We start from the raw sequence: 23,565 nt of genomic DNA, 5'->3' as shown, positions 1-23,565 counted from the left end.
ACATTGACGGTAAGGCGGCTAGTGTGAGGTTTATAGCTCGAATTTAAGCGATTAATCAGTTTGGAGGACGCGTCCGTAGTTTTACAATTCACTCGTGACACAGGGATATCGCGAAGAACGATAGGATGAGCCTGGATATGACGGTGGAGAGAGCAACATGAGTGAATTATTTCCCGCAGGGCCAACTTTTTCTAATAATACGAGGAAAGGTCGCTACGGCGTGGCTTATTTTCAGAATGTTTGTGCCCAGTTCGGGGTAGGTTTCGATCCAACTTCTCCAGACGAGGACGTCTTGGCTATTGATGGGACGGTGCAGTTTGCCGAGCTACCTGTCCGTATCCAAATAAAATGTACCAAAAAACGTTTTAACTCAAATCATCAATTGACATGGCCCATAGACAACCAGTGGAAGCGCAAATGGGAACAGAACTTTGGGCCTGCCTATTTTGTCGTTGTTCAAGTACCGAATGATACCCCGGAACGTTGGATAGGATACGAGGGAAAAGAATCCACGCTGCTACATGCCACCGCCTACTGGACGCGCATTGAAACGGCAAATATAGGATCGTCTATCGCCGTAAATCGATCAAGCCGTCTCACTTCTAAAACTTTAGCTTTATGGAACCAAGATCTGGTCAATTCATTTTCAACGGGGGGAGCACAATGAATATTTCCCCCAACCTTAACTGGTATCTAAAGAATCATGGCTGGGCTTTACTTAGCAAAGGCGCCGCCGGGGAACTGTGGAGGCATGAGCGAGGTTCTGTGATAGCGGTTCCTTGGAAGATTTCGCCGGGAGACTTGCAATGGTATGGACTGATCGAACGTATAGCGAGGCCCACCCGGTCCGCTATTGAGTCGGTTGCTTCAGCAATCGAACATGCATATATGGACGTGACCGACTTCCGAGCCGCCGACGACATACTTATTGAAGGAAGTATCCCCATTGAAGCTGGATATTCCTTAATCTCTACTGCCCGAACTATTTTCCGTGCAAGTGCTACTACCTCCAAGGGTGCACGGGCACAGATCGGCGGCAACTATTCTCGACCAGCCGAACGAATCGTAGAAAAAGCAAGGTTTGCGCACACGAAAAAAGGATCCTATATCCTTCCGATGCTAGTGCCGGTCGAAGACCTAAGCCTGAAAAAGGCGGAAGACGTCTATCTCTTCTCAGCGGAGTATGAGTCCGAGGAACGTCGGGCGACCAGAACCATGGCCCAAGCGCTGTCTGCTGTGCAGACATTGATCGTTGATCCTGCAAAAGAACCAACTCGCAGGATAGTAGATGATCTTGTCCTATCAGGGGTCAGTAGAGAGATGATGAACGCCCTTCATAGTGTAGTTATGGAGGAAGCTGTATCTGAATTCTCTGCTGAGTTCTTCTGGGCGGGGGCATTGCCTCCGAACGAAACTTTGCCGAGAAAAATATCCATTCCATCTGGCTCAAGTGAACTGCTGCAGATGACTGCAGATAAGATGCGGCCTACGCGGGACAAGAGGACCGAATCTTTTACTGGACCGATAGTTCAGCTTCGAGATGAAGAGTCTTTAACCTATGGAGAAGTTAATATCCAGACGGTTCGGAAAGGGCGTAGTTGCGAAATCACGGTAGTTTTGCGTGATGAAGAACTGCGGAAATCACATCAATGGTTCGACCAAAAAGAGACCTTGGTGGTTGAAGGTGAAGTCGAAGCTGTCCACGGCAAAGGACTGAAAATTTTGGCTCCGATACGGGTGGAAACCCTTAGAAATACTTTGCTTTTCTCATGAGCAAATAAACAGTTCGACGTAGTGGACTTGCTTTGCAGAGGAAAGGTCCAATTGGGTGACCCGAAACGTAAGCGATTGCGTCGGCTTCTACTCTAAGTAGTGCTGGTTAGTTGTCTTTTCGTCCTCCTAATATGACAAATAGTGAAAAACATTTTGTATCGTGCATCTGTGTCTCTTTTATCCTTAGTTTTACTTAATGAGCTACTTTCTGTGGAGCTGCTGTTTGAGAATACCAATTGCAGTCGGTAGAGCTTGTTTTTTGAAGCCATCTTCAAGAACTCTGAACCGATGTGGGAAGTAACCCTCTTCGCTGTCCGCGCGGCCATCACTGTGACGCCCTACTTCCTCGACTTCGATAAGTCCGAATTGTTCTAGCGTCTTGCGTGCCAGCATGTAGGGATCGCGGCCGATTCCGTAGTGGAGAAGCCTCACGTTAGACGGAATGGCAACAAATCCGTCGTTGTAAAAACCACCTTTTCCGCAGGCAATCATCAAGAGAAGAGAAATTTCGGAGTCTTCCAACACGTTGATCCATGAATTTAGGATGAATTCAGAAGGAAGTGCTATAACTTCCTCATGTGATCTTGGAACCTTGTAAGGTTCGATGTGGCTACCCTGCCCGCCCATCTCGTCGAGTAGGTGGTATTTTTCTAAACTGCCGCGCTTCCCCGAGGCGGCAACGAATTTTAACAGTTGTTCTCGTTCAAGCGCTTTAAGGCTCGAACGAACCGACCTAGCTCTTTTGTCTTTAGACGCTATGAAATTTATCCCAGAGTTATCTCCCGCGTCCGTGACCACGAAGTCAGTCCACCCAGCGGACCTGGTGTTTCCAACGATTGGCAAGGCAACTCCAGCTCCGCCCGCCCCCTTTTCCATTTGAGTCATCGCGATCGCTAATAGATAAAACCTCAGCGTTGAACCCCGGCTCGATGAGATGCGGGTAGCTGGTGGTCGCTCACAGCGAGGAGGAACAGTCCGATCAGAGTAGTTTCCCTTAGGCGCGTTTTCTAGATAGCAAAAAGTCTTTCGAATCCGAAAACCGTGACGAGACAGCGACCCTCCTCCGCTCGGTCGCGAGCGAAGTCGTTTAGCTGCGAATTCAACCATTTTCCCGTAGTTTCCCTCCAGTCGAGCAAGACGGGAAGCGAAAGCTTTGCGCTCTTTCCCGTTAGGAGGGCGGGAAAAATCCAGGATTTCTATCGACATACACACTACTTTCTACATCTAGTTCTGAACGTCTAAAGCCGCCTGTATCTACGTTAACTTGTCGGCATCGATTTGATACATGCGGCTTTACCCGTCACTTCAGTGTAATGGATAACTGACGAAATCATGCATAGTCTTTAGGCGTTCGATTCATCCGGCGTACGGCACCCTTACGCTTTGGTGGATGTAGAAAGGAGATGAACAAACTGATGGCTAAACGAAAACCTAAGGGTGACGTTAGAGTTACCGCCACTATCCGATTGGATGTACATCGTGTCCTCTACGGATTAGCGGCGGTCATATATGCACTTGGTGTGTTCACCTAACATTGACCTAGCTAGCCGATCCGATTTGAGGGGTCTCGTTCATCTGCCTGGAGTGGGATCCTTCTTCGCGCTCTGGAGAAGTGGAATCTGATTGACCTTGCGGTAAGTTTCTCACCGGTCCAGGCTCATCCTAATACACGATCTGCGATTCCAAGATCAGCATTAATCCGCTTAAGGTGACTGAAGATAGGCGCTTCCGGGCTAAGTGGGTGGTGGATTGGGATAAACGTTTCGAGTGAACATGACTAGTAGTCCTCACAGCTTGGGGCGACTGGAGGAGTTGTCACACATACCTAAATGTTTCAAAACACGTGCGAGCATTGGCGTATCAGCACATAGTTTATGGCATTGAGTTTTGCGACAAATCTGCGTTGAAAAGCTGCTGTGAATACAACTATCAGCGTTTCTCGGCCAAGCCGACGGATGAGTGTGTCATAAACGACCGTTTTTGGTGTCCCGAATGAGGAACCTCTAAGGGCCATGTCTCAATTCTTGCGAGGTAAGCTCACACTATGTCCGAGACTGACCTCTTGTTGGAATTGAATCCCACTCCTGGCACCGTCGTGAAGCTCGTCAAGAAATTGGTCGACGAGCCTTGGCCACGGTCTGATCAAGAACGCGAAAATCTATTCGCGCGTCTTGGATTCATATCAGGGGGCCGGTACGAGCTAGAGAACGAAGAATCACCCCACCAGATGAATGAGCTGGATATATGTGTCGGTGGACAAGTGCTTGGTTCATGGGACACGTATAACCGTAAGTTCCTAGGTGTAACAATCCACCTCTACAGCACTCAAGAATCCGGTGCACCAGCAGTTCAAAACGGATTCAACGAACTACGTATCCAACTCACCGATCTCTTTGGAAAACCAGAACATCCGTGGGACAACGAAGAGACGCCACCCTGGATTTGGGAGGCCAACGGCCGGACGATCATTACACACTTCTTCAACCGTCGGGACAGCACTGTGATGTTGAGCGTAGAAGGTACAGCTCTGGCTGCCGTTGCAGAAGCTGATGCAACTTCCGGCTGAGCAATTGTCGTTTTCCAAAGCCGTCTCCACTGAGATCCGATGACCGCCAGCTGAACCCTAACTGGGATCGCGTTAGCAGGCCTCTACCACCAGCGCGCACGTACCTATTTATTCCACAGTCTCATGAACCGGTTGCGTAGTCGATCAAGCCATATTGCGGCCTCGGGTTCCTGCCGACGCCACCTGGATCGCGCGATGAACCTTTCCGCGTCTATTAGCGCGGTATCGTACTGGACACGGTTGAATACCAATAGCTGAGGGAAGAGTGATTCTGGATCGTTAGCATCGGGCTCGTCGTCGTTTTCATCGTCATCTCCGGCCCAATGAGGTCGTCTCCAGGTGACTGTGTCGGCTGTCATCTCGACCTCGACCGCAAGATTGCCGCAATCCATATCGCCGCACGCCCTGCAGACTGTGATTTCTAGTTCTTCTCCCGAAAGCCTCTCATCGCGGTCGCCGTACGCCCCGCGATAATCAGTCAACCATTGGTGTACTGCTGCGCGCGAGAAACGGCGTGCAAACGGAGAAACCCCCCAATGTCGTTGAATATCGACTATATCGATGACCGCGGTCCCGTCGATGACAAGGTCCACGGCTTGATCAGCGGAGTTCCATCGCGCCATGATCGATGATACGGGGATGCGTGGCGTGTCCATTTCGCCAGTATGGCACAGTCCGAATCATGTTAATCGCTGAAGCGCGCCCCGCGCTTTATTCGAACCTACAAGCTTTTTCTTTCGCACCTGCAACAGTCACACCGTCCCGTAGGGGTCTGTCCGGCATGGCGTTTTGGACAGTTCTTTAGGGGGTGTTTTTATGCGAACACCCACTCTGACTATGACTGTCAGATTCCGAAGTTGGCTGCACATGAGCCGTTGAAATTCCGGGCTTGTGCAATCGACTATGGACATAAAAATTTCAGAAGTCGACTGCACGGAGTCGGTTTTTGATCAATAGTCCTCTGCACTATCCTGCACAGAGGGAATGTGCGGCCCTAACTGGCTGTTTCACCCGCGCGTTTAATAGCGCGGTAAACAGTGGATCTAGCCACTGAGAAGAGTTCGGCAAGTTCTGCCGTCGTATGGGTCCCCGCGTGGTGAAGCGCGACTAAGTGGGTTTCTTGTTTCTTGGAGAGTTTGGGCTGTTTGCCGCGCAGTTTGCCCTTTGCTTTGGCAACGGCCATGCCCTCGCGGGTACGCGCCCTGATTAGATCTGCCTCAAATTCGGCAACCATGGCTAAGACATTGAAGAGTAACTTGCCTACAGGGTCGGTGGGGTCATGGGTAGATCCGCCGATGCTGAGCTTCACCTCACGGCGGGTGAGTTCGTCAACGATGTCTTTTGCGTCGCGTAATGAGCGTGCCAGCCGGTCTAGTTTAGTGACCACCAGCGTATCCCCATTGCGGCAGGCGGCCAATGCTTCGCTGAGTCCTGGCCGTGCTCTATTGGTGCCGGTGAGGCCTTGGTCGGTGAATATCTTCTCAGGAGGCACGCCCGAGGCCATGAGCGCGTTCTTTTGAGCTGTGAGGTCTTGGTCGTTAGTGGATACGCGCGCGTATCCGATCAGGAGTCCGGTCATGATTTGGAGTGTACCGTTTAGCGCCCCTTCACCGGGCATTTTATCGGGCGGGGTATACGGGAATCTAGCAATCGCTGAAACTCGCCAAATTTATTAGTGTCCGAAGTCGTCTGTAGTTGTACCGGTGAACGACCGGCTTACGGGACAGGTCGAGAATTCCTGCATGATTACCCTCGAACGGGATAGGTTGTGAGCATGAGTGCAGAAAAAATCAAGGCAACTCTCATTGATCCTCGATACGTCAGTCAGGAAAATCCAGATCCCGTGTATCGGGTAGATTTCTGGGACGAAAACCGTGCCTGTTTCGAGAACCGCATTGAAAACGCAAAAAGCATCGTTGATGTCCTCGCATGGGCAGAAGCAAACCGCTACGGCCGCTATGCCGTGATCTGGGTTGAGTACATCTATGAAGGCGGAATCGGCATGGCTCGTCTCCACGGGTGGGAACCAACAGAGGCGGGCTCGCCTTCTGCCAGTGACCCCTATTTCCGGCAGTAATCAGGCACAGACTGCAGAATACGGAGAACAAAACGCGTTCCATGCCGTGCCGCTATGCATTCCTCTGCTGAGAGGGCACCTAATGTTATTCAGCGCTGCGATCCGAACGTCAACTGTTAATAACCCTCGCAGGTTTAACCGGCATTGGGATTGTTTCCGAGTAAACGTATAAGAGATGCTTTTCGCGGAGTACCGAGCGGTTTCTCGGGCTCGGAGCCCATTTCTGCGAACAGTTCGAAGGGCCGTCCATTCGCATGCTCCTCCACCCAACGGAGTGCCTCTGATACGTCCTGCACTTCAACCAGTACAAAAGCATCTAAGTTCCAGCTATACCCAGGACGAGGTTGTTCCCAAAAATTGACTCGGTAACAGGGCGAATCATCCGAGTCGCGTGGTTCCGCGTGAACTGTTTCTATGGCGCGCATGGGACCAATATACAAGCATGCACTAGTACGTTACTGGGAAATACTGTCGCCCTAGTTACCTTCGACTATCAGAGTCGGAAACAGCGTCCCAGCTGAGGTTACTGCTGCGGGCGCTTTCCCTCCGTCTCGTTGGTTCGCCGCCCCCTAGTGGTAGAAGGGCACTTTTTGATTCGGCTCGACACGGACGATGTCAAGACGTGGTTCGGTCAGTAGCGGGTCGATCAGCGCCTTTTCAGCCCCGATGCCAGCCCAATGGGGATCAACGTCTGAGGTGATGCACCAAGACTGGTCCGAAGGCCAGATGAACGCAGGGTGCGGCATGGTGTGACCCGTTTCAGTCTGCCACGAGTCTTCGATCGCACCGGATACGAAGTCCTGCAGCGAGACCCTGCACAGGTAGTACTCACGGTTCGGGACCACCACATGGGACGTGCGCAGTACGCGATCGGGGAACGAGTCACCACCCCAACCGTCCCATATCAGCAGGTATCCCTCGGTGGACGAGCTGGTGGGCTGCAGTAACGTCCCCACCGTGATGCGGAGCTGATCATTGTCTGAGAGGGTGTCATTCCAGCGCGCAGCATCATTTTAGGGCTGACCCTCGTAGGTTGGATCGGGGATGAATCGCAGCCGCGCATACGCCGGGAATCCCGGCGGGCCCAGCGTCACCAGATTACACCAGTGCTCAACGCCGGTCGTGATCCATTTTGCGGCCTCTTGGTCGCTGCAAGGAAATAACATCACCCCTCCATTCTCCTGCCCGACAGTCTAACGACTAGGGGATGCCCATTCCCGTTAGCCGTTCGGTTACCGGGACTGCTCGTCTCTGGCTTTCTGCCCTTCAGGCAGGATATCGAGCATGATGTACATCAGATTGCACTCGTGGCCTTCCCCGGGAGGCGGATTCTTCAGCTCGTGCTCCAACCGAGTGCGGAGCGCATCACCGGTCTCGGGCCACGGCACAAAACTTGTAGGTCCGGTGTATCTCCCGAGCTGGGCATACCCCTTGGCGCACAGGGCCAAGGCAGATCCTGTGGCCTCTGCAATGGCCTCGTCCTCCGTCAGGACGCTTCCCTTGGCTTCGTTGATGATCCCCATGATGTGGAGGAAAAGGACCCAGTCGTCTTCACCGTTTTCGATGATCTCAAGTTCGATGTCGTTCAGCGGATCAGCCATGGAGCCTCATCGACTCGCGGCTAAATGGAAGGACCCTTCTCATTCGCGTTCCCCTTTGCCTGGTCATTTCGATCACCGCAACCTGCACCGAGCCGTCCTGGATCAGTTGAAGGAGAGTCTACCCATCCCGGAGGACCGTCTTAGAAGAAGATCCTCCGAATCCCGTTCTCGGTGCGGATGGCCGGCCAACGAAATGTCCGGTGAAGGTTCCTCATACGGACGGCACGACGCAGATTGGGGGACTTCGGAAAGGTATGGATGACTCTGGGGGGCCGACACCCGTCATTGGTATTTTAGCTAAATTTCTTAAGTTTCCACTCGGGTCCGTAGCTGCTCTTTGGTGAAGTTGATACCGGCACGGGAGAGCAACTGCATGCGTAATCCGTCGATGTTCCAGCTCACCCATCGGGCGAACTTGCGTGATCGGCTCAACGCGAGGGAGAAGTGGGTGTAGTCGATGACGGGAGAGCCGTCGAGCTGCACGAGATCTTCGGCAATCTCGGCGTTGGCGGTGGGGAGGTCAAGGCCGTGGTGAGGAAGTGCAGGTGAAATCCCGCGGACTCACTGGACAATTCTTTCTACCGACTCATGGATGGCACGTGCGATTTTCTGGATTCGGCATTAAACATGGAAGCATCCTGCAAAGACCGCGGGATGCTTCCATGCGAAAGAGTCTGTTGAGACATGAACAATCATTGCCACCCTTGTTGCAGATGAGGTCTCTCCCTCATGGGGATTCAGCAATCCTGGACGGCTCCGACGATATCAACCATCACCAGCACCGCGACAGAAACCTCAGCCGTGTGATGCAGACGATCAGAATAATCAGGGGTTTGACCTCAGACTTTTCTCTATAGTTCGGTTACTCTCGCTATTTCATCAAACTTGATGGTGACTGACTCCGCTGATCCATCACTTATCATCAGATCGGCTGTCTTCTCAAACGAATTCCAGCGTGCCGTCACTTGAACAGCACCGACAGATTCCAAAGCCACTGTCCCAGACCCGTTGGAAGATGGAATGCTCACTTCATGGCCGTTGACCGTTACTGAAAGGTTCGCAGGAACTTTTACCGTAAAACAATCATTTTTTGCACAAACATCCATGACGGCATCCACAGATAGTGACTGGGATGTATCTGAAGTTGAGCAACCAGCTGCGATCAGAACAAATGATGCAAGGGCTAATCCCTTTGCCCAGGTGCGTCCTAGCATCGGTAAGACCCGGCTTGGCTTGATTTCTGCCATAGATTTGAGCTCGTATTCCATGAGATTCCGATTGAAGACTTACCTATACTAAAACCGGTCAGCTTTGTAGAGTTCCAAGAATGCCCATATTTCGCAAAAGCTTGAAGGCATTTAGTTGAACTCGTGGTTAGCGTATAGGTCAAAGTTCCTTTATATGTAGGACTGTGTCCGTAAAGCGCGCCGTAGCCCCAATCCTGGAACGCCCAACCCGCACCATATTGATTGTTGGTTTCCAGCCATCCAGTTTTCTCACACTTGTTATAGCTGTTGCACCCCACAAAGGAAACGCCCTTGTTGGTGACGGCGCGGTTGAACGTAATTGCTAGCCCGTCGGGTCCACCGATCTGAGATTTGCCGCGTGGACACTCGGAAAAGGGTGCATTCTTCCAATTGTATCGAGCATACGCATAAATCTTTGTCCCAGATTTTACAATCTGGGGGCGAGAAATATTTATGTCACCTGCACTCGACGAAGGCTTGGTAACACGGCACCCGAGCTTGGCCGGTTCAGCTACCCCAAGAAGAAAATCGCTGGGTTTTACTGTCACTGGGATTGTCGCCAGAGTTTCTGCCGGCTCCGAAAGGCCCAGCTCATTCATCTTGGCTGACGTTAGCTGATCGAGAGTTACCAACAATGACACTTCACTGCGGAATGCTTCCTCTTCAGCACTCGTACGGTCGTCTGCACTGAAAGGTACAATCACCCCGTTTGATAAAGTGATCGTCTTCGATGACGGATCGTCTTTCAGAAGAGACGCAGATTCGGCTGCTGGAATAGGCGAAGCGCTCTTGACATCGCTTAGGTTTAGATCCGTATCTTGTGATGCGTAAGAAGGCATCGCAGCCATGGTCAGCGCCAATGTCAGCCCAGAGACAAGCATCGTCATTAGTCCCTTCAAAGGGCCCTTTTTCAATTGATAGCCAATTCCAAGTAGGGACCACGTCCGCTAGTGCAAGTTCTGACTGCAGGTGGCGCCTCGGAATACGAACGTATTAATGCATTCTGATTTATATGCATTGCATATGATCATATCTAGTAAATTCGCTTTTCACTTCGATGTTGCCAAAAATTTAGAATTAAACGCATTCGCGCCTCGCTCTCGTGGCAGCAACCTCACGATCCGGGATCCACGCTGTGTCTACAACGGGTTTGGAGCAGGAGTGGGCAAGAGCCCCCACAGATAGTTGAGGAAGGTTTGAAGGAGGATGTCTTTACGACTAAGCTCCTCTTCTGACGCACGAGAACGAAGTATTCGAAACTTCAATATCGGTCGCCGGATCAAGTACTTCAGCAGTGGACTGAACAGACTAGACCAGATCTTTCGTGAGGGTTCTGACAACCCGTCATCTGTTGACAGCTCCTTAACACCGAGGAACATAGGAGCTGTCGGCTGACCAATCTCGGCATGGTGTCTTGCCCCTGCTTATCCAATAGTCCGGGGGTGTTGCCACCGTGATTGCGATGGCAGCGTGGTGATTGCTGGTGCGGGACGTTGCGCCAAAACTGGACGTCTGTCATAACGTGGATTTAAGACTTTGCGACCGACGGTTGGTCGACTTTGAACAAGAACTAGTTCAAAGGAGCACTAGTCATGAGCACCCCAGGTGTGGAAATTTTCCTCGGCCTCGACGTCGGGAAAACAGACCATTTGGCCTGCGCCGTCACCAAGGACGGCACCAAAATCTGGAATAAGACCCTGCCCAACGACGAAGTCAAACTTGTCTCGGTCTACCAAGAACTCAGCGCCAAAGGCACCGTGCTAGTCGTCGTGGACCAACCCGCAACCATCGGAGCCCTCGCTGTTGCCGTCGCTCAGCACCTAGGAATGACTGTTGCCTACATGCCCGGACTCTCGATGCGGCGCATTGCAGCCATGTATCCCGGGACGGCGAAAACCGATGAAAAGACGCGTTCATCATCGCTGATGCGGCGCGCACCATGCCGCACACGCTGCGCAGTATCCAGGTCTCGGACGAGGATGAAGCCACCCTGGGCATGCTCACCGGATTCGACTTGGATCTGGCCCGGCAGGTCACCCAGACCAGCAACAGGATCCGCGGGTTGTTCACCCAGATCCACCCGCCACTGGAACGCGTTCTTGGCCCGTGGCTGGAACACGACGCGGTGCTGGAGGTCCTCGCAGCCTGGCCGACACCGGCGCAACTGCAGCATGCTGGCAAAGCGCGGATCGATGCGAAGCTCAAGAAGCAGGGAGCCCGCCGGCGCACTGCTTGGGCCGGAGCCATCCTGGATACGTTGGATGAGCAAACCGTGGTCGTGGTCGGCACCGACGCCGCAGGTCTGGTCATTCCGCACCTTGCCCGCCAGATGATTTACTTGCATGCCCAGCGCGTAGACGTGGCCACGCACTTGGAAGCCATGGTGGAGGCCCACCCTCTTTACTTGGTCCTGACATCCATGCCAGGGGTCGCCGTCAAGACCGCCGCGGTCATCATCGCCGAGACCTCCGGCAAGCCCTTCACCAGTGCAGTGGCGCTGGCCTCCTACGCCGGGCTTGCGCCAACCACGCGCCAGTCGGGCACCTCGATCAAGTCCGAACGCGTCAGCCATTCAGGCAACAAACGACTGAAACGAGCGCTGTTCCTTTCGGCGTTTGCTTCCATCCGTTTTGATCCGACCAGCCGAGAATACTAAGACCGGAAACGGGCTCAGGGTAAACGCCATAACCAAGCGCTCATCGCACTGGCCCACCGACGGCTCACAGTCCTGTTTGCCATGATCCGAGACGGCTCACTTTATGATGTTCCGGAGCTGAAAATTGCTTGACACAGAACATAGGGGCACCCCCAGCCGAATTAGACCATGACCAAGAAGGACCTTAGAAGGAATTCGGCTGTCTGGTTAACTGCCGCGAAGCCTGGATATGCCACAGTGGCGATGACGCTGAACAAGAAGTAAACGTCGCATGCTCGTGATTGTTCATCGCTGGTTTTGGACCGTTGAAGTGTGGCCACTCTGGTCCACAGAACGTCAAGCTAAGCCTGTTCAGTGCTTGCAGATGCAAATGGCTAGGTGCCCAATAGGGCACCTAGCCATTATGCAGGGTTCCCGCACGGATGAGAGAGGTGAAACGCTCAATCCGAACAGTGCGTGGTGTCGCCATGAGACTGAACCACGCATGAAACTAGGCTAAACCACCAGCTGTATGGTTACTTGCACACCACACCCTGAAGATTTCTGGTTTTTCATTAAGCCAGTTACCGGTGGACCAGTTCTCACGCGCTGAGCAGGTAGGCCGAAAGATACTCACCGCGCATGGTGCTGCGCTCTTGTTGCTCCAGGATTGAGCTGGATGGAATACCGTCGTGCACGAGTACTTTACGCTTTCGTGTGCTGCTCGTAGTTGATCTGTGGGGCATCATGGGCGACTTGCAGTGGGCTGAATGCTTCCTGTGTTTCAAGGTCTGCGTGAACCCGATGTCCCGAACTTTGGCAACAATTCCCCGCTGGTGGTCCTGAACATGCGAGCATTCCCCGTCCAGGATAGTCGTGGACGTTAGACACGGACTAGGTTATGCCATGAGGTGCCCGTCCCGCTGAGCACCCTGGCTCCTCGCAAGCTCGTCTCCAGGGTGTATCGGGCGTCCGCTGGCGCGGCCGACTGTTAGCCCGGACTTCGTCCGGCCTTTTCCTGTTTCTTGCTGCTGTCCTTCGGAGTGTACGGGCCACCTACAAACCCACAAGCCACTCGCTGCGCTTCGGGCGTGCTCCACCAGAAATTCTTGGGCCGCGCTCCTTCGTCGCTTCTTCCGGCCCAAGATTTTCGTGGATTGCGCACCCCTGACGGGTTGATGGGTTTTCCGGCTGGCCCCGCTTCATTGCATTTCGCCAGCAGGCAAAAAACAACCGGGGGAGAGGTTAGGCGGGTGGCTGGCAACCTGCCCCTCTTTCCGTGAAGCGAAAGGAAGCAAAAACCTATGCAGACCACGACCAAGGACACCCGTGAAACCGTAACCGTCCCAGCGACTGTCGAGCGTGACATGTACGGAGAAGGGTATGACTGGATGGAATCGCTGGCCGGTACCGGGTGGTACGAAGTGCCTGGATGGGGACGCGACGGATGGGACTTGGGATCCTGGCCTTACATCATCTTCGCCGCAGCCAAAACAGAAGACGAAACCGGGAAGCTCTTCGGATACACCACGTACGTGGAAGGCGACGTGACCGCGCGCTGGTACCGCAGCTGCGAAGCCCGCAACCTGGCCATCAGCAAGGAAGCCTTCTGGTACTGGGCCAGCGGACAAGCGGACGGACCAGAAGCGTTGGAAAGGATGAACCCTCAAGAGTTCAAACAGATCGACGGACTGTGTGAACCGTACATCCCGGACTTCGGGAACTAACCTAACGCTTTGGCCCTGAACGCTCACGCGTTCAGGGCCAAAGTTCTGTCACGGTCATTCTGCCAATGGCGATGTGCTGTATGTTCAGCCGCTCGATTGAGGATGTTTTTCTAGCGCATCCGCACCGAGGCTGCTTCGTTGCATGGCTTGCGCAGGAGCCCGCCTGAGGACAAGCCCGTTCGCGCGCCGAGATCCGCAATTCGTAGCCAATACTCGAACCGGACACATAAGCTCAAACCCGCTGCATGGGGAGATGCGGCACAGCGCTCAGCATTCGGCCTTAAACATTTGCCGCAACTCCGGAAGCTTGCCCCTCGGCAGTCGACGCTGTGTCCTGGGCAGTCTCTTCGTTTTGTTCTTCGACCACTTTGGGTTCCTTCGCTGGAGTCGCCGGCGGCAGGAAGCTCTTCAACTCCGAACCGCTGAGCCCCAGACGCTCACCGATCGACTTCTTAGACTCACCCGTACCCACCATCTGCTCCACCACCGACGCTGCAGCAACTCGCGCCTTATCTTTTTTAGCCTCCGCAGTCGCTTGCAGCTCGGCGATCTTCTTCGCGGCATCCTCATCGATCAGTTCGATCTCTTCCTCATGGATGAAGAACTTCGCCGCCAACTCGATCAACTGCTCATTACGACGCGTGATCTCCTCAGCCTTCGCACGCGCCTTCTCCCGGGCGGCCACCGCTGCAGCAGACTTGCGTGGCTTACTCATCAAAACACTTCATTCCTTCACCAACTCGAAAACAAAATTTTGCGAGGGGACACCCCTCGCGCACCCCGCCCCAAAAAAGCGTTAACGGACTTCGCTGACGCTCAGGCTCTGTCCTGCCCGATGTTTCCCACCTGTGGACGGCTTTGAGATTAAGCGCCGTCTCCACCCGCCCACAGGTGGAAAACATCGGGCCACGGTTTTACACAAGAGACTTGCCCTGGGCACAGCAGCGACCCTATCAAACCCACCTTGGACGCACCTGCACACAGCGAAGATCGCATGTGCAAAACCGCACCAAAAACATTCTTCTTTTGATGGCCAGATCTCTTTGCCCGCCTCTGCACTATTTCTTCTTCGTTCCTCAAAGGAGCAGAGCCGACCAACATGATGGATCGGTAGCAGCCCTCCGGTCAGTGCCATCCCCGACACGCAAGAGCCTTGACCCGCCAGTTTCCACTCGTACCTCATTCGGCCGTCCCAAGATCTCTCACGCATCGTCGAAGTCCTCCGGCCCTATTTTCTCCCGATCCATCAAGACCAGATCTGTCACACCTCTTGCATCCTCGATAACTTTGGGCAGAATTGCTAGAGTCGAACATGTGATGACCCTGCATAAGCTCAGTGCAGGGGACGGCTATCTCTACTACACCCGCGAAGTTGCCTCCGCCGATGAACTGCGCTCACCGGATCGGAAACTCGGGGATTACTACACCGTCACCGGACACCCACCCGGTATCTGGGGAGGCCGGGGAGCTAAGAACCTCGGTGTGAACGGTGAAGTCACCGAAGAGCAAATGGAGCTGCTCTACGGGCTAGGGCAACACCCCTTAGCTGGCACGGTTGACCCGGTGTCGGGGGAGAAGATCCCAGCGCAGCTGGGCCAACGCTACAAGCGTTTCGACCAGTTCGATGGCGAACTGGCTAAGAAGATCAACACAGCCATGGGCGATTTCACACGGCTTAAGCACCGCGAACCGACCGTTGATGAACGACGTGTCCTGCGCGCTAAAGCTGGCGGCGAACACTTCTATAAGCTGCACGGACGCAAGCCGAAGACCAAGGAAGAACTCTCCCAGTTCATCTCCCGGCAGACCCATAGGGGATCGAACGCGGTCGCCGGGTATGACATGGTGTTCTCCCCGTCCAAGAGCATCTCCTACCTCTGGGGCGTCAGCGACCGCAAGGTCCAGGAAGTCATTGAGAAAGCCCATCATGAGGCCATCGAAGACGCCATGAAGTACCTGGAAAATAATGCGGTCTTCACTCGTCGCGGCAAGAACGGGGTCCGCTCCGAAGACGTGGACGGAGGCCTGATCTACACCTCCTTCCGGCATTATGACTCCCGTGATGGGGATCCGCAGCTGCACGACCACATCGTCGTCTCCAACAAAGTACTGGGCATGGATGACAAATGGAGCGCCATCGACGGGACCGTCCTGCACAAATACGCGGTATCTGCATCGGAGCATTACAACGCACGGATCATGCAGAACATCTGCCGCGACCTCGGCCTAGCCACCACGCAACGCACGGTGGAAGGCAAGCGCCCGATCACCGAGATCGGCGGCATCCCCCTGGCCAGCATCGAGGCTGCGTCCTCACGCCGGACCAACATCAAAGCGCAGCTGAAGACCCTCGTTGACGCGTTTGAAGAGAAGCATGGGCGGGCTCCGAGCCCGAAGCAGCTGATCAAGCTCTCCCAGCAAGCGACCTTGGAAACCCGTGCAGAGAAGAAGAAAGGCCTCTCCCTTTCCGAGCTCACCACGCAGTGGCAAGACAAATTCTCTTCTGTCCCCGGAGCGCTCGTGGGAGACGAGCTATTCGCGGCCGCCCGCAAGTATTCCGCCGGCCAGGAACCTGTTTACACACCGATCGACCAGCTTCCAGAAGCACAGATCCACGAGCTGGCACAGTCCACCATCACCCGATTAGAGCAGTCGCGGGCGACATGGAATCAGGCGCACGTGGAAGCTGAAGTGCGCCGCCAACTCACCAACCAATACCAAGCCCAACCAGTATCTGATGCAGTCATCGCACACGTCCGAACCATCGCGATCGACTCCTTGAGCTTGAAAGTCACTCCTGATCTTCCCGTGCCGGCACCGGTGGCGGGGGCTATGGTGGCGATGCATAAGTACCAGAAACCCCACGCAGCTCTCTATACCTCCGAGGCGGTGTTGGAAGCAGAACACCAGGTCCTGCAAGCCGCTCGCACCGACGCCATTCCGGCAGTTACGAGCGACCATTTCCAGAGCGTCCTGGATAGATTCGAGGGCCGATTGAACGAAGCGCAGGTTGCGTTGGCCCGCGAATTCTCCTGCAGTCCCAAACTCCTCGTGGCAGGCATCGGGCCGGCTGGCACCGGCAAAACCACCTCCATGAAACTGGCTGTCAACGCCATGAAGCAAGCCGATCACCACGTGATCGCCGTAGCGCCCTCGGCCAAAGCCGCCACCCTCTTAGGTCATGAAGTCGGGGTGGAAGCGATGACCGTCGACCGACTCTTGGCTTCTGAGGAAAAGCTGTCGCCGGGGGATGTGGTGATCATCGACGAAGCCGGCATGATCGGCACCACCCAATTCCTGGCCCTGATCGAGAAAGCCCAAGAACACGGCGCCCTGGTCCGCGCGATCGGCGATGACAAGCAACTCGCCGCCGTCGGATCCGGCGGGATCCTGCGCTTGCTCAACCATGAAGAACAACTCACCCACCTGGAGGAAATCCACCGGTTCCGGAACCTTGATGGCACCCCCAACCTCGGGGAAGCCGCCGCGTCCCTGGCGCTGCGCGAAGCCCCAGCAGTCGGCAAGGACGACCCGTGGGCGTACTACCGGGCCGAAGGAAAAATCAAAGCTGGCACCACCGGTGATATGGCCGACCAAGTGTTCGCCGCCTGGCAAAAAGACACCAACGAACACCGCACCTCCCTGATGCTGGCTGGTACTAACGAGCAGGTGGCCGCCTTGAATCAGAAGGCCCAAGCCTACCGATTAGGCAACAATGAACTTGATCCAACTCAGATGATCACCGGCCGGAACGACACTGAGATTTATGTTGGCGATGTCATTCTGACTAAGAACAATGACAGACGTCTCAGCGTCCACCAGGGCAAGGACTTCGTAAAGAACAACGACTCCTGGGTAGTCGAAAGCATCGAATCCGGGCACCTGCTCGCCCGCCACCAGCAACACCACGGCCTAGCTGTCATCCCCGCCGACTACGTCGCTGAAAGCGTCATCCTCGGGTATGCAGATACCGTGCATAGTGCCCAGGGTGCCACCGTCGACACCGCCCACGCACTGCTGACCAATAGCACTGATCGTGCCGGCGCGTACGTGGCGACCAGCCGCGGCAAATACGACAACCGCATCTATGTGGGACTTTCCGAAGGGGAACGACCGGATGAGGTTCTGCGCGGCATTGCCGAGCGGACGGACCTGAACCTCACCGCCCACGAAACCGTGACCCGCGAATTCGAGCAGGCCCGAGACATCAACAGCCTCGGAATGATCTATCGGGACCTGGTAGACCAAGCCCAGACTGCCAAATACGAGCAGATCCTGCGCACCACCCTCAGCACCCCGCTAGCCCAGCCAATCCTTGAAGACCCAGCCTGGGGAGCTGTGGCCCGGCACCTGGAGCGGGCCGAAGAGGCCGGGGTGAAGCTGGAACCCCTCATCGAGGACGCCTACTCCCAGCACGACTTCACGGAAGCAGACAGCATCGCCGCGATCCTGGCCTGGCGCATGGACACCCTGCTCGACAACCGCGAAGCCACCCTCACCACCGCCGAACGCCCACTACGCGAGGTCGAGCACGGGCACCTGGAAGAACTGAAGCAACGCGCCCTGGAACGCTCGGCCGCTGCCGGCACCTCCTACCGGAAGAGCGCTATCGAGCTGGCCGAAGCAGAAGGCATCAAGCCGCTCACGCGCCGGCTGTACGGCCACCTGAGCGAAGAGGAACTGGCTGCTCGGATCAAGCGCACTGATGACGAACTGATCCGCCAGATCCCCTCAGACGTGGACAACAACGAAGCCTACCTGTCCTGGTCACTGGTCCGGCTGCGTGCAGAGCAACAACTACGCCAAGACATGCCAGAACCACTGGCCCAAGCAGAGATCCGCGACCGCGACCACAAGAACCTGGCCGCCACCAGCGGCACCGTCCTGCGCCGCATCAGCACGGAGTTGAAGCTGCGCGAACTAGAACAAGCACCGTTCGAGAAGCGCCGTGAAGCCAACAGTTTGGGTGAGTGGTTCGCCCCTCGTGAGCCTTTGGCTGATCCGCGGTTGCCTGTGGCGTGGAAGGAACAGATCGAAGCGTACCGGCCCGTGGTTGACGCCGAACACCAGAGGCTCGGAGTAGAACTCGCCCAAAACCCGCCAGCATGGCTGGAGGATCTGGGACCAGTCCCCGGCCGGGTTGACCGGGCCGAAGAGTGGCGCCGGCTGGCAGCGGAAATCGCTGCCTACCGCCGCACCTACAACATCCCCGATGCTGAACCATCCCTCCTGCCTGCGCAACATCTGAAGAACAGTCCGGTGGCGCAGGACCTGCGCAACCGCGCCGCAGCACTGCATAAGCACTCGGAACTGACCACCCGCGAGCCAATGCCCGCAGAGGCTAAGGAACAACTGGTCCAGCAGAAGATGAATGAATCTGCCGCAACGGTGGGGCAGTCGGAGGCTGCGGCGAAGATCGCGGCGCTACGCCAACGAGCCCAAACCAGGAACGAAACCACACCCCAGGAGAAGGAGAACACCATGAGTACGAGCGAAAACCATGCCGGACAGGAAAGGCTCGGGGCTGCCGAAGCGAATGAGTTGCTGGCCCGCCTGCGCAAGACCCAAGAGCAACAGCAGCAAGCTGCTGATCAGCAGCGCAAACTCAAGGACGATGAAACGCAGCGCCGCGGACCATCCGGCCCAACCATGCGATGAGAAGAGAACGACGGTAAGCGACTGACCCATGCTGGTCAGGGAAATCATGAGTTATTTTTGAGGGCCTGTGCAGTGGACCCGCACAACCAGTGAGTATGACAAATCGCAGTTGTCTCAGAGGCTTAGCACGTGAGGCAGTGCTTGGTGACCAGAGAAGTGGTACGAAACCTATCCACAGTGTCGGGTATGGGAAAACGAATACGTTTGTTAGAGAGCAAATCGATTAGCGTTTTCAGGATTCGCACGGTGTCTTTTCGGAACCCAATCGGGTTCGACTCGTGGCGACGCCGTGACACTCCTGGAGGTGCCCCTGTGTATTTTATCAAGCAGCTTCCACCGCCGGAACGCCGTAAATAAACCTGTCGCGGATCATCGTGAACAACACCGTCAGGCTACGGTGGACGAATGCGATCACCGCTTGGTCGTGGCGTTTGTCTTGGTCTCGTTTCTGGTCATAATAGGCCTGGCTGACAGGATGGAAACGGATGGGCGCAAACGCGGAAAGGAACAATGCTCGTTTCAAGCATTTGTTACCTGAATGGATGACGCGTTCGGACTTGATCGATGTCCCTGACTGTTGCGTGGTTGGGGCTAATCCTGCGTATGAGGACAGTGCTGTAGCGCTGGTGAAGGTCTTGCCGGAGGTTTCGGCGATGATGATCGCAGCGGTCCTAACGGCAACCCCTGGCATGGATGTCAGGACCGAGTATAGAGGGTGAGTCTCCAGCATGCTCTCCAGATGTGTGGCTACGTCCGTGCGTTGGGCGTGCAAGGAAATCATTTGTCGGGCTAAATGCGGGATGACTAATCCTGCTGCGTCGATACCGATCACGACCACTGCTTACTCGTCGACGGCGTTCAGGATGGTGCTAGCGCAGTCGGTGTGCCGACGGGCACCATGCTTCTAGAGCTTCGCGTCGATCCGGGCCTTGCCGGCATGACGCAGCCGGGCGGGAGTGGGCCACGCAGCGAGAACTTCTAACACCGAATCATGCTCCAGCCGCGCTCCCAACGCACGCGCTAAAGCGGGATGAATCTGGGTGAAAAGCCCGCGGATCCGGTTGCTGATCTGAGTGATTTGCCGAGACAAGTCCAGATCGAATCCGGTAAGCATGGCCAGCGTGGCTTCGTCTACGTCCGAGACTTGGATGCTGCGCAGTGTGTGCGGCATGCTGCGGGCCGCGTCAGCGATGATGAAGGCATCTTTTCGTCTGTTGAGGCCGTGCCCGGATACATGTCTGCGATGCGGCGCATGGTAAGCCCGGGCAAAGTAGGCCACAGTGATGCCCAGATGCTGAGTTACAGCCACGGCCAGGGCACGAATGGTCGCGGACTGACCGATAACTAACAGTACGGTGCCTTTGACTCTGAGCTCTTGACAGATCTTAGTGAGTTTGGCTTCGTCGTTTGGCAGGGTTTTGTTCCAGATTTTGGTGTCGCCGGTGGTGACGGCGCAGGCCCAGCGGTCGGTTTTCCGTCGTCGAGGCCAAGGAAGATCTAGATTTTTTCGGTTTTCATGACCTGTGCTCACTTGAATCGATTAATTGTTCAGTGCCGGCCAACCACCGGTAACAAAGCCTCTCATCCACGTTACGACTGGCGCCCAGTGCCTCTTGGCACCGTGCCTCTAATCAGCAGTCACCCTGATGCCATCCAACCCCGGTTACAACGCCCCGGACCATTGGATAAGCAGGGGCAAGAAACCACGCCGGGGTTGGCTGGGCGATTGCTCCCATCATCCTCGGGTGAGGGAACTATCAACATAACGGGCTTCATGCTTCCCAAACAATGTGTTTAGCCTTTGACCCAACACCACATGTGTTCACCGCAGATAGGGCCTGAAAGCCGCACATTCCAGGCACAGTAGGAGTCAAGAAGGCATAAATATTATTCGTTTGAATCCATCTCAGACTTGGATAACAGATGCTTGGACACCCCAATTGCAGCAAGCGTTGCTCCGAATGGTGCCAAGATCATCTGGCAAAAAGTCACTAAGAGCGTCAGCGGAACTGTTACCAGAGGATCGTTAGTGCTCAAATTGTTGGAGAGGCCGAAGAAGAACCCCGGGGACAAACTCGATACCACTACGCCAACTGCAGCAATCAGCACTCCAATGCTAACGAGCTTCTTATGAATAAGAGCCATTTTTTCCTTGAGGTAGTGTGATTGATTTTCATCCTATTGGTCCATATCCTAACAGTCGGATAAGAGATGACCTGATATTATCGTAGTATATTTACAATGAGAGAATGAATTAATTAGCGTTCATGCGCCGTACTGACTAGCATGAACGTTACGCATCTAAACCGACGTGAATGTTTTCAAGCCTATGCTCAGGACACAACATTCATGCGATGAACCGATGAACCGATGAACAGTGTGCAGGCGGCGCATTGGACGTTCTGAAAAGACGAGTGAACGTGAAAAAGCTACTGATAGCAGTCCTGTGTACAACATTCCTCATTTCTGGTGTTTTTTACTTTTCTTGGCAGGATGGGTCAAAGCCACATTACGGCGCAATACCCCATGTAGCGTTCTGGATCACTATTATTGTCGGAACTTTAGTAAGAATCATCCGGTCTCGTCGTGATAGCTGCACGCCTCACCCCTTGGAACCATTGGCCGATGCGTCAAAGATCTACGAAAAAATTGTCCTCAGTCAACCCGATGCAACTCCTGGCATTGAGCAAAGGGACTCTGAAGTCGATTCCAGCGGGAAGTGAAAATTACACTCAGCACGGTCGAATTATATCGATTTGATAACTATTGAGCATCTGCCGGTATTAAATCCTAGAGATTGATGTACATTTGTTGTCGGTAAATTCAGTCCAACGTGGGATAAAAATGAAACTTAGAAGAAGTCTGACGAGTATTGCCTGCGTACCGTTGATTTTGGGCGTCCTGACTCCAGTAGCTGCTCTGGCGGCTCCACATGAATCTAGTTCTTCGACATACGTCAATCAGGCTGCTCTTGATTCGGCAATGGTAGAAAATTTCGGTGTTAGCTCCGAAAAAATGTTTGTCATGGATCCTGCAACCTCAAAGGTTAGCGGCGATGAAGTTTTTACCCTATGCCTCTTGAAGCAGAAGACGCTCTGTTCATTGCGCCAGATCTAGCATCAGACATTGGACTTACTCCAGGTGAAGTCCCAGTAAAAGAAACAAACGAAGTAGCTAAAGATCTTCTCGCTATCAAGGCCGGAGGATCTCCACAATCGAAGCGTTCTGCTTCAGCTGCAATTGCTAAACCTGCAGCGGCTAAAGGCGCTTGCTGGACCGGTTTTTATACGCCAGTTGGCGGCGGTTGGAGCAAATGGGGCAACCGATCATGCTCTCAGATTGGAAATAAAGTTGGCCGTCAAGTTTACAACTTTCAGCTGATCTATACCAGTGATGGTGGAGCCTGCGGAGAAGGAATTGGTTACGTGTCCAAGTACACCAATGGTGTTTTCAAAGGGGTAACCAAGAAAACTTACGGTCTGGGCTGCGGAAAGACCGGAGGCCGCAACGTTCCTTGGGAAAACTCTGCCGGATACCCTCAGTTCAGGAGCAAGTCTGCTTACCTAGGGTTCGGAACATACGGCACTTGGTCGTAGGTTTGAATAATCTGCCAAGCGACTAGTCCTAGGTTAGATTTTAGAGATTATTACTCCCCTGAATGTCTGGGAATTTAGCAATAATTTAATCGAGTAGGTGGGGGCGTCTAACCCCCACCTCTCAAGAAGCGTGGGAGGCCTTCACCGGTTGGCCAAGCCAATCTAAGCGATCCCAAGCAAGAAAAATAACGCCTCACCTAAAATCCCTTCCAATAAGAGTTTGATGTTACCCGCCGGAGTGCTCGGAGAACCATTCGCATGCCAATGCGCACGCGAGATATTCCCCAGTGGCAATCTCCACAAATGGGCAGGCCTTATTCCTTATGATTCTCCGCCCGTGAAATCTCTTTACTCTAGTCCGAATACACTTCGCATCGTGAGTGAAGTGGAAATAGTCGAAATCAGTGGACGCATGTTTATGGCTAGATGGAATGAAGATCCTGCTACACCGTCTAATAGCATGATGCGGAACGGCATTGCTAAAACATCAAGGCATACGGTTGATGCATCAGGTCGAAGGCAAAAGCCACAGCCGGCATAAGAGAAAGCCAATCCATTACGATATTAGTGCTCAGATTTCCTTTGGTAAATGGTTAGCATTGATGCATTATGGGGCTAATGGGAGGAAGCCTTGTTGAAAGCGTTCCCCTACGCCTCACAAGGAGCGCGTGATCGTTCCGCCCGA

19 protein-coding genes and 1 pseudogene are annotated in these 23,565 nt (G+C 54.3%); 9 read left to right on the top strand and 11 right to left on the bottom strand.

Going from position 1 to position 23,565, the window contains the following annotated elements; all coding sequences use genetic code 11:
• Positions 1–157 precede the first annotated feature (157 nt).
• Both EDF61_RS02560 and EDF61_RS02555 read left to right on the top strand, forming a co-directional pair.
• A complete protein-coding gene (locus tag EDF61_RS02560; protein ID WP_133833163.1) occupies positions 158–667 on the top strand; it encodes a DUF4365 domain-containing protein in 510 nt (169 codons plus the stop codon).
• The gene (locus EDF61_RS02555) at positions 664–1,773 is read left to right on the top strand and encodes a hypothetical protein (protein ID WP_133833162.1); all 1,110 of its coding nucleotides are present in this window, start codon (positions 664–666) and stop codon (positions 1,771–1,773) included. Before EDF61_RS02560 ends, EDF61_RS02555 begins: the two co-directional genes overlap by 4 nt.
• 201 nt (positions 1,774–1,974) lie before the next feature.
• On the opposite strand, the gene EDF61_RS02550 is transcribed toward EDF61_RS02555, so the two are convergent.
• Complete coding sequence (locus EDF61_RS02550; protein WP_286172066.1) at positions 1,975–2,658, bottom strand: hypothetical protein; 684 nt, start codon at positions 2,656–2,658, stop codon at positions 1,975–1,977.
• A gap of 1,159 nt (positions 2,659–3,817) precedes the next feature.
• On the opposite strand from EDF61_RS02550, the gene EDF61_RS02545 reads away from it, so the two are divergent.
• Positions 3,818–4,339 carry a hypothetical protein gene (locus tag EDF61_RS02545; protein WP_133833160.1) on the top strand — a complete coding sequence of 174 codons (522 nt, stop codon included), beginning with the start codon at positions 3,818–3,820 and terminating at the stop codon, positions 4,337–4,339.
• A gap of 104 nt (positions 4,340–4,443) precedes the next feature.
• On the opposite strand, the gene EDF61_RS02540 is transcribed toward EDF61_RS02545, so the two are convergent.
• On the bottom strand, positions 4,444–4,995 hold the full coding sequence (locus EDF61_RS02540) for a hypothetical protein (RefSeq protein WP_133833159.1): 552 nt from the start codon (positions 4,993–4,995) through the stop codon (positions 4,444–4,446).
• A 338-nt stretch (positions 4,996–5,333) separates the two neighbouring features.
• The gene (locus EDF61_RS02535) at positions 5,334–5,918 is read right to left on the bottom strand and encodes a recombinase family protein (RefSeq protein WP_133833158.1); all 585 of its coding nucleotides are present in this window, start codon (positions 5,916–5,918) and stop codon (positions 5,334–5,336) included.
• Between the two features lie 195 nt (positions 5,919–6,113).
• Between EDF61_RS02535 and EDF61_RS02530 the strand changes: the two genes are divergently transcribed.
• Positions 6,114–6,416, top strand: coding sequence for a hypothetical protein (locus EDF61_RS02530; protein WP_133833157.1), 303 nt, complete (start codon positions 6,114–6,116; stop codon positions 6,414–6,416).
• 569 nt (positions 6,417–6,985) lie between these two features.
• Here EDF61_RS02530 and EDF61_RS02520 read toward each other — a convergent pair.
• The 4 genes from EDF61_RS02520 to EDF61_RS02500 form a co-directional block, all read right to left on the bottom strand.
• The gene (locus tag EDF61_RS02520) at positions 6,986–7,372 is read right to left on the bottom strand and encodes a hypothetical protein (protein ID WP_133833156.1); all 387 of its coding nucleotides are present in this window, start codon (positions 7,370–7,372) and stop codon (positions 6,986–6,988) included.
• Positions 7,373–7,648: 276 nt separating this feature from the next.
• Positions 7,649–8,017 (bottom strand): hypothetical protein, encoded by a 369-nt coding sequence (locus EDF61_RS02515; RefSeq protein WP_133833155.1) that lies wholly within the window; start codon positions 8,015–8,017, stop codon positions 7,649–7,651.
• A gap of 851 nt (positions 8,018–8,868) precedes the next feature.
• Complete coding sequence (locus EDF61_RS02505; protein WP_146112352.1) at positions 8,869–9,264, bottom strand: hypothetical protein; 396 nt, start codon at positions 9,262–9,264, stop codon at positions 8,869–8,871.
• Positions 9,225–10,151: a hypothetical protein gene (locus tag EDF61_RS02500; RefSeq protein ID WP_133833153.1), complete on the bottom strand. Its 927-nt coding sequence runs from the start codon at positions 10,149–10,151 to the stop codon at positions 9,225–9,227. The genes EDF61_RS02505 and EDF61_RS02500 overlap by 40 nt, the downstream gene beginning before the upstream one ends.
• Positions 10,152–10,856: 705 nt before the next feature.
• On the opposite strand from EDF61_RS02500, the pseudogene EDF61_RS02495 reads away from it, so the two are divergent.
• Both EDF61_RS02495 and EDF61_RS02490 read left to right on the top strand, forming a co-directional pair.
• Positions 10,857–12,052 (top strand): annotated as a pseudogene (locus EDF61_RS02495) (IS110 family RNA-guided transposase).
• Positions 12,053–13,203: 1,151 nt separating this feature from the next.
• Positions 13,204–13,626 (top strand): hypothetical protein, encoded by a 423-nt coding sequence (locus EDF61_RS02490; protein WP_133833152.1) that lies wholly within the window; start codon positions 13,204–13,206, stop codon positions 13,624–13,626.
• 280 nt (positions 13,627–13,906) lie between these two features.
• Here EDF61_RS02490 and EDF61_RS02485 read toward each other — a convergent pair whose 3' ends face one another.
• A complete protein-coding gene (locus EDF61_RS02485; RefSeq protein ID WP_133833151.1) occupies positions 13,907–14,341 on the bottom strand; it encodes a hypothetical protein in 435 nt (144 codons plus the stop codon).
• A 602-nt stretch (positions 14,342–14,943) separates the two neighbouring features.
• Here EDF61_RS02485 and mobF point away from each other — a divergent pair.
• A complete protein-coding gene (gene mobF, locus EDF61_RS02480) occupies positions 14,944–19,284 on the top strand; it encodes a MobF family relaxase (RefSeq protein ID WP_286172078.1) in 4,341 nt (1,446 codons plus the stop codon).
• A 322-nt stretch (positions 19,285–19,606) separates the two neighbouring features.
• Here the strand turns inward: mobF and EDF61_RS19010 are convergent, their stop codons facing one another.
• The 3 genes from EDF61_RS19010 to EDF61_RS02470 all read right to left on the bottom strand — a co-directional run bounded on the left by EDF61_RS19010 (position 19,607) and on the right by EDF61_RS02470 (position 21,429).
• Positions 19,607–20,116, bottom strand: coding sequence for a transposase (locus tag EDF61_RS19010; protein ID WP_286172065.1), 510 nt, complete (start codon positions 20,114–20,116; stop codon positions 19,607–19,609).
• Between the two features lie 72 nt (positions 20,117–20,188).
• Positions 20,189–20,815, bottom strand: coding sequence for an IS110 family transposase (locus EDF61_RS19005; RefSeq protein ID WP_286172064.1), 627 nt, complete (start codon positions 20,813–20,815; stop codon positions 20,189–20,191).
• 356 nt (positions 20,816–21,171) lie between these two features.
• Positions 21,172–21,429, bottom strand: a complete 258-nt coding sequence (locus EDF61_RS02470) for a hypothetical protein (RefSeq protein WP_133833149.1) — start codon at positions 21,427–21,429, stop codon at positions 21,172–21,174.
• A gap of 926 nt (positions 21,430–22,355) precedes the next feature.
• On the opposite strand from EDF61_RS02470, the gene EDF61_RS02465 reads away from it, so the two are divergent.
• A complete protein-coding gene (locus tag EDF61_RS02465) occupies positions 22,356–22,880 on the top strand; it encodes a hypothetical protein (protein WP_133833148.1) in 525 nt (174 codons plus the stop codon).
• 376 nt (positions 22,881–23,256) lie between these two features.
• Complete coding sequence (locus EDF61_RS18710; RefSeq protein WP_166650673.1) at positions 23,257–23,421, top strand: hypothetical protein; 165 nt, start codon at positions 23,257–23,259, stop codon at positions 23,419–23,421.
• Positions 23,422–23,565: the final 144 nt, after the last annotated feature.

It is taken from the genome of Arthrobacter sp. JUb115 (genome assembly GCF_004365035.1).
Taxonomy (GTDB): Bacteria; Actinomycetota; Actinomycetes; order Actinomycetales; family Micrococcaceae; genus Glutamicibacter.
Note: the sequence above shows the minus strand (reverse complement) of the source record. Positions and strands in the feature narration are given on the sequence as shown.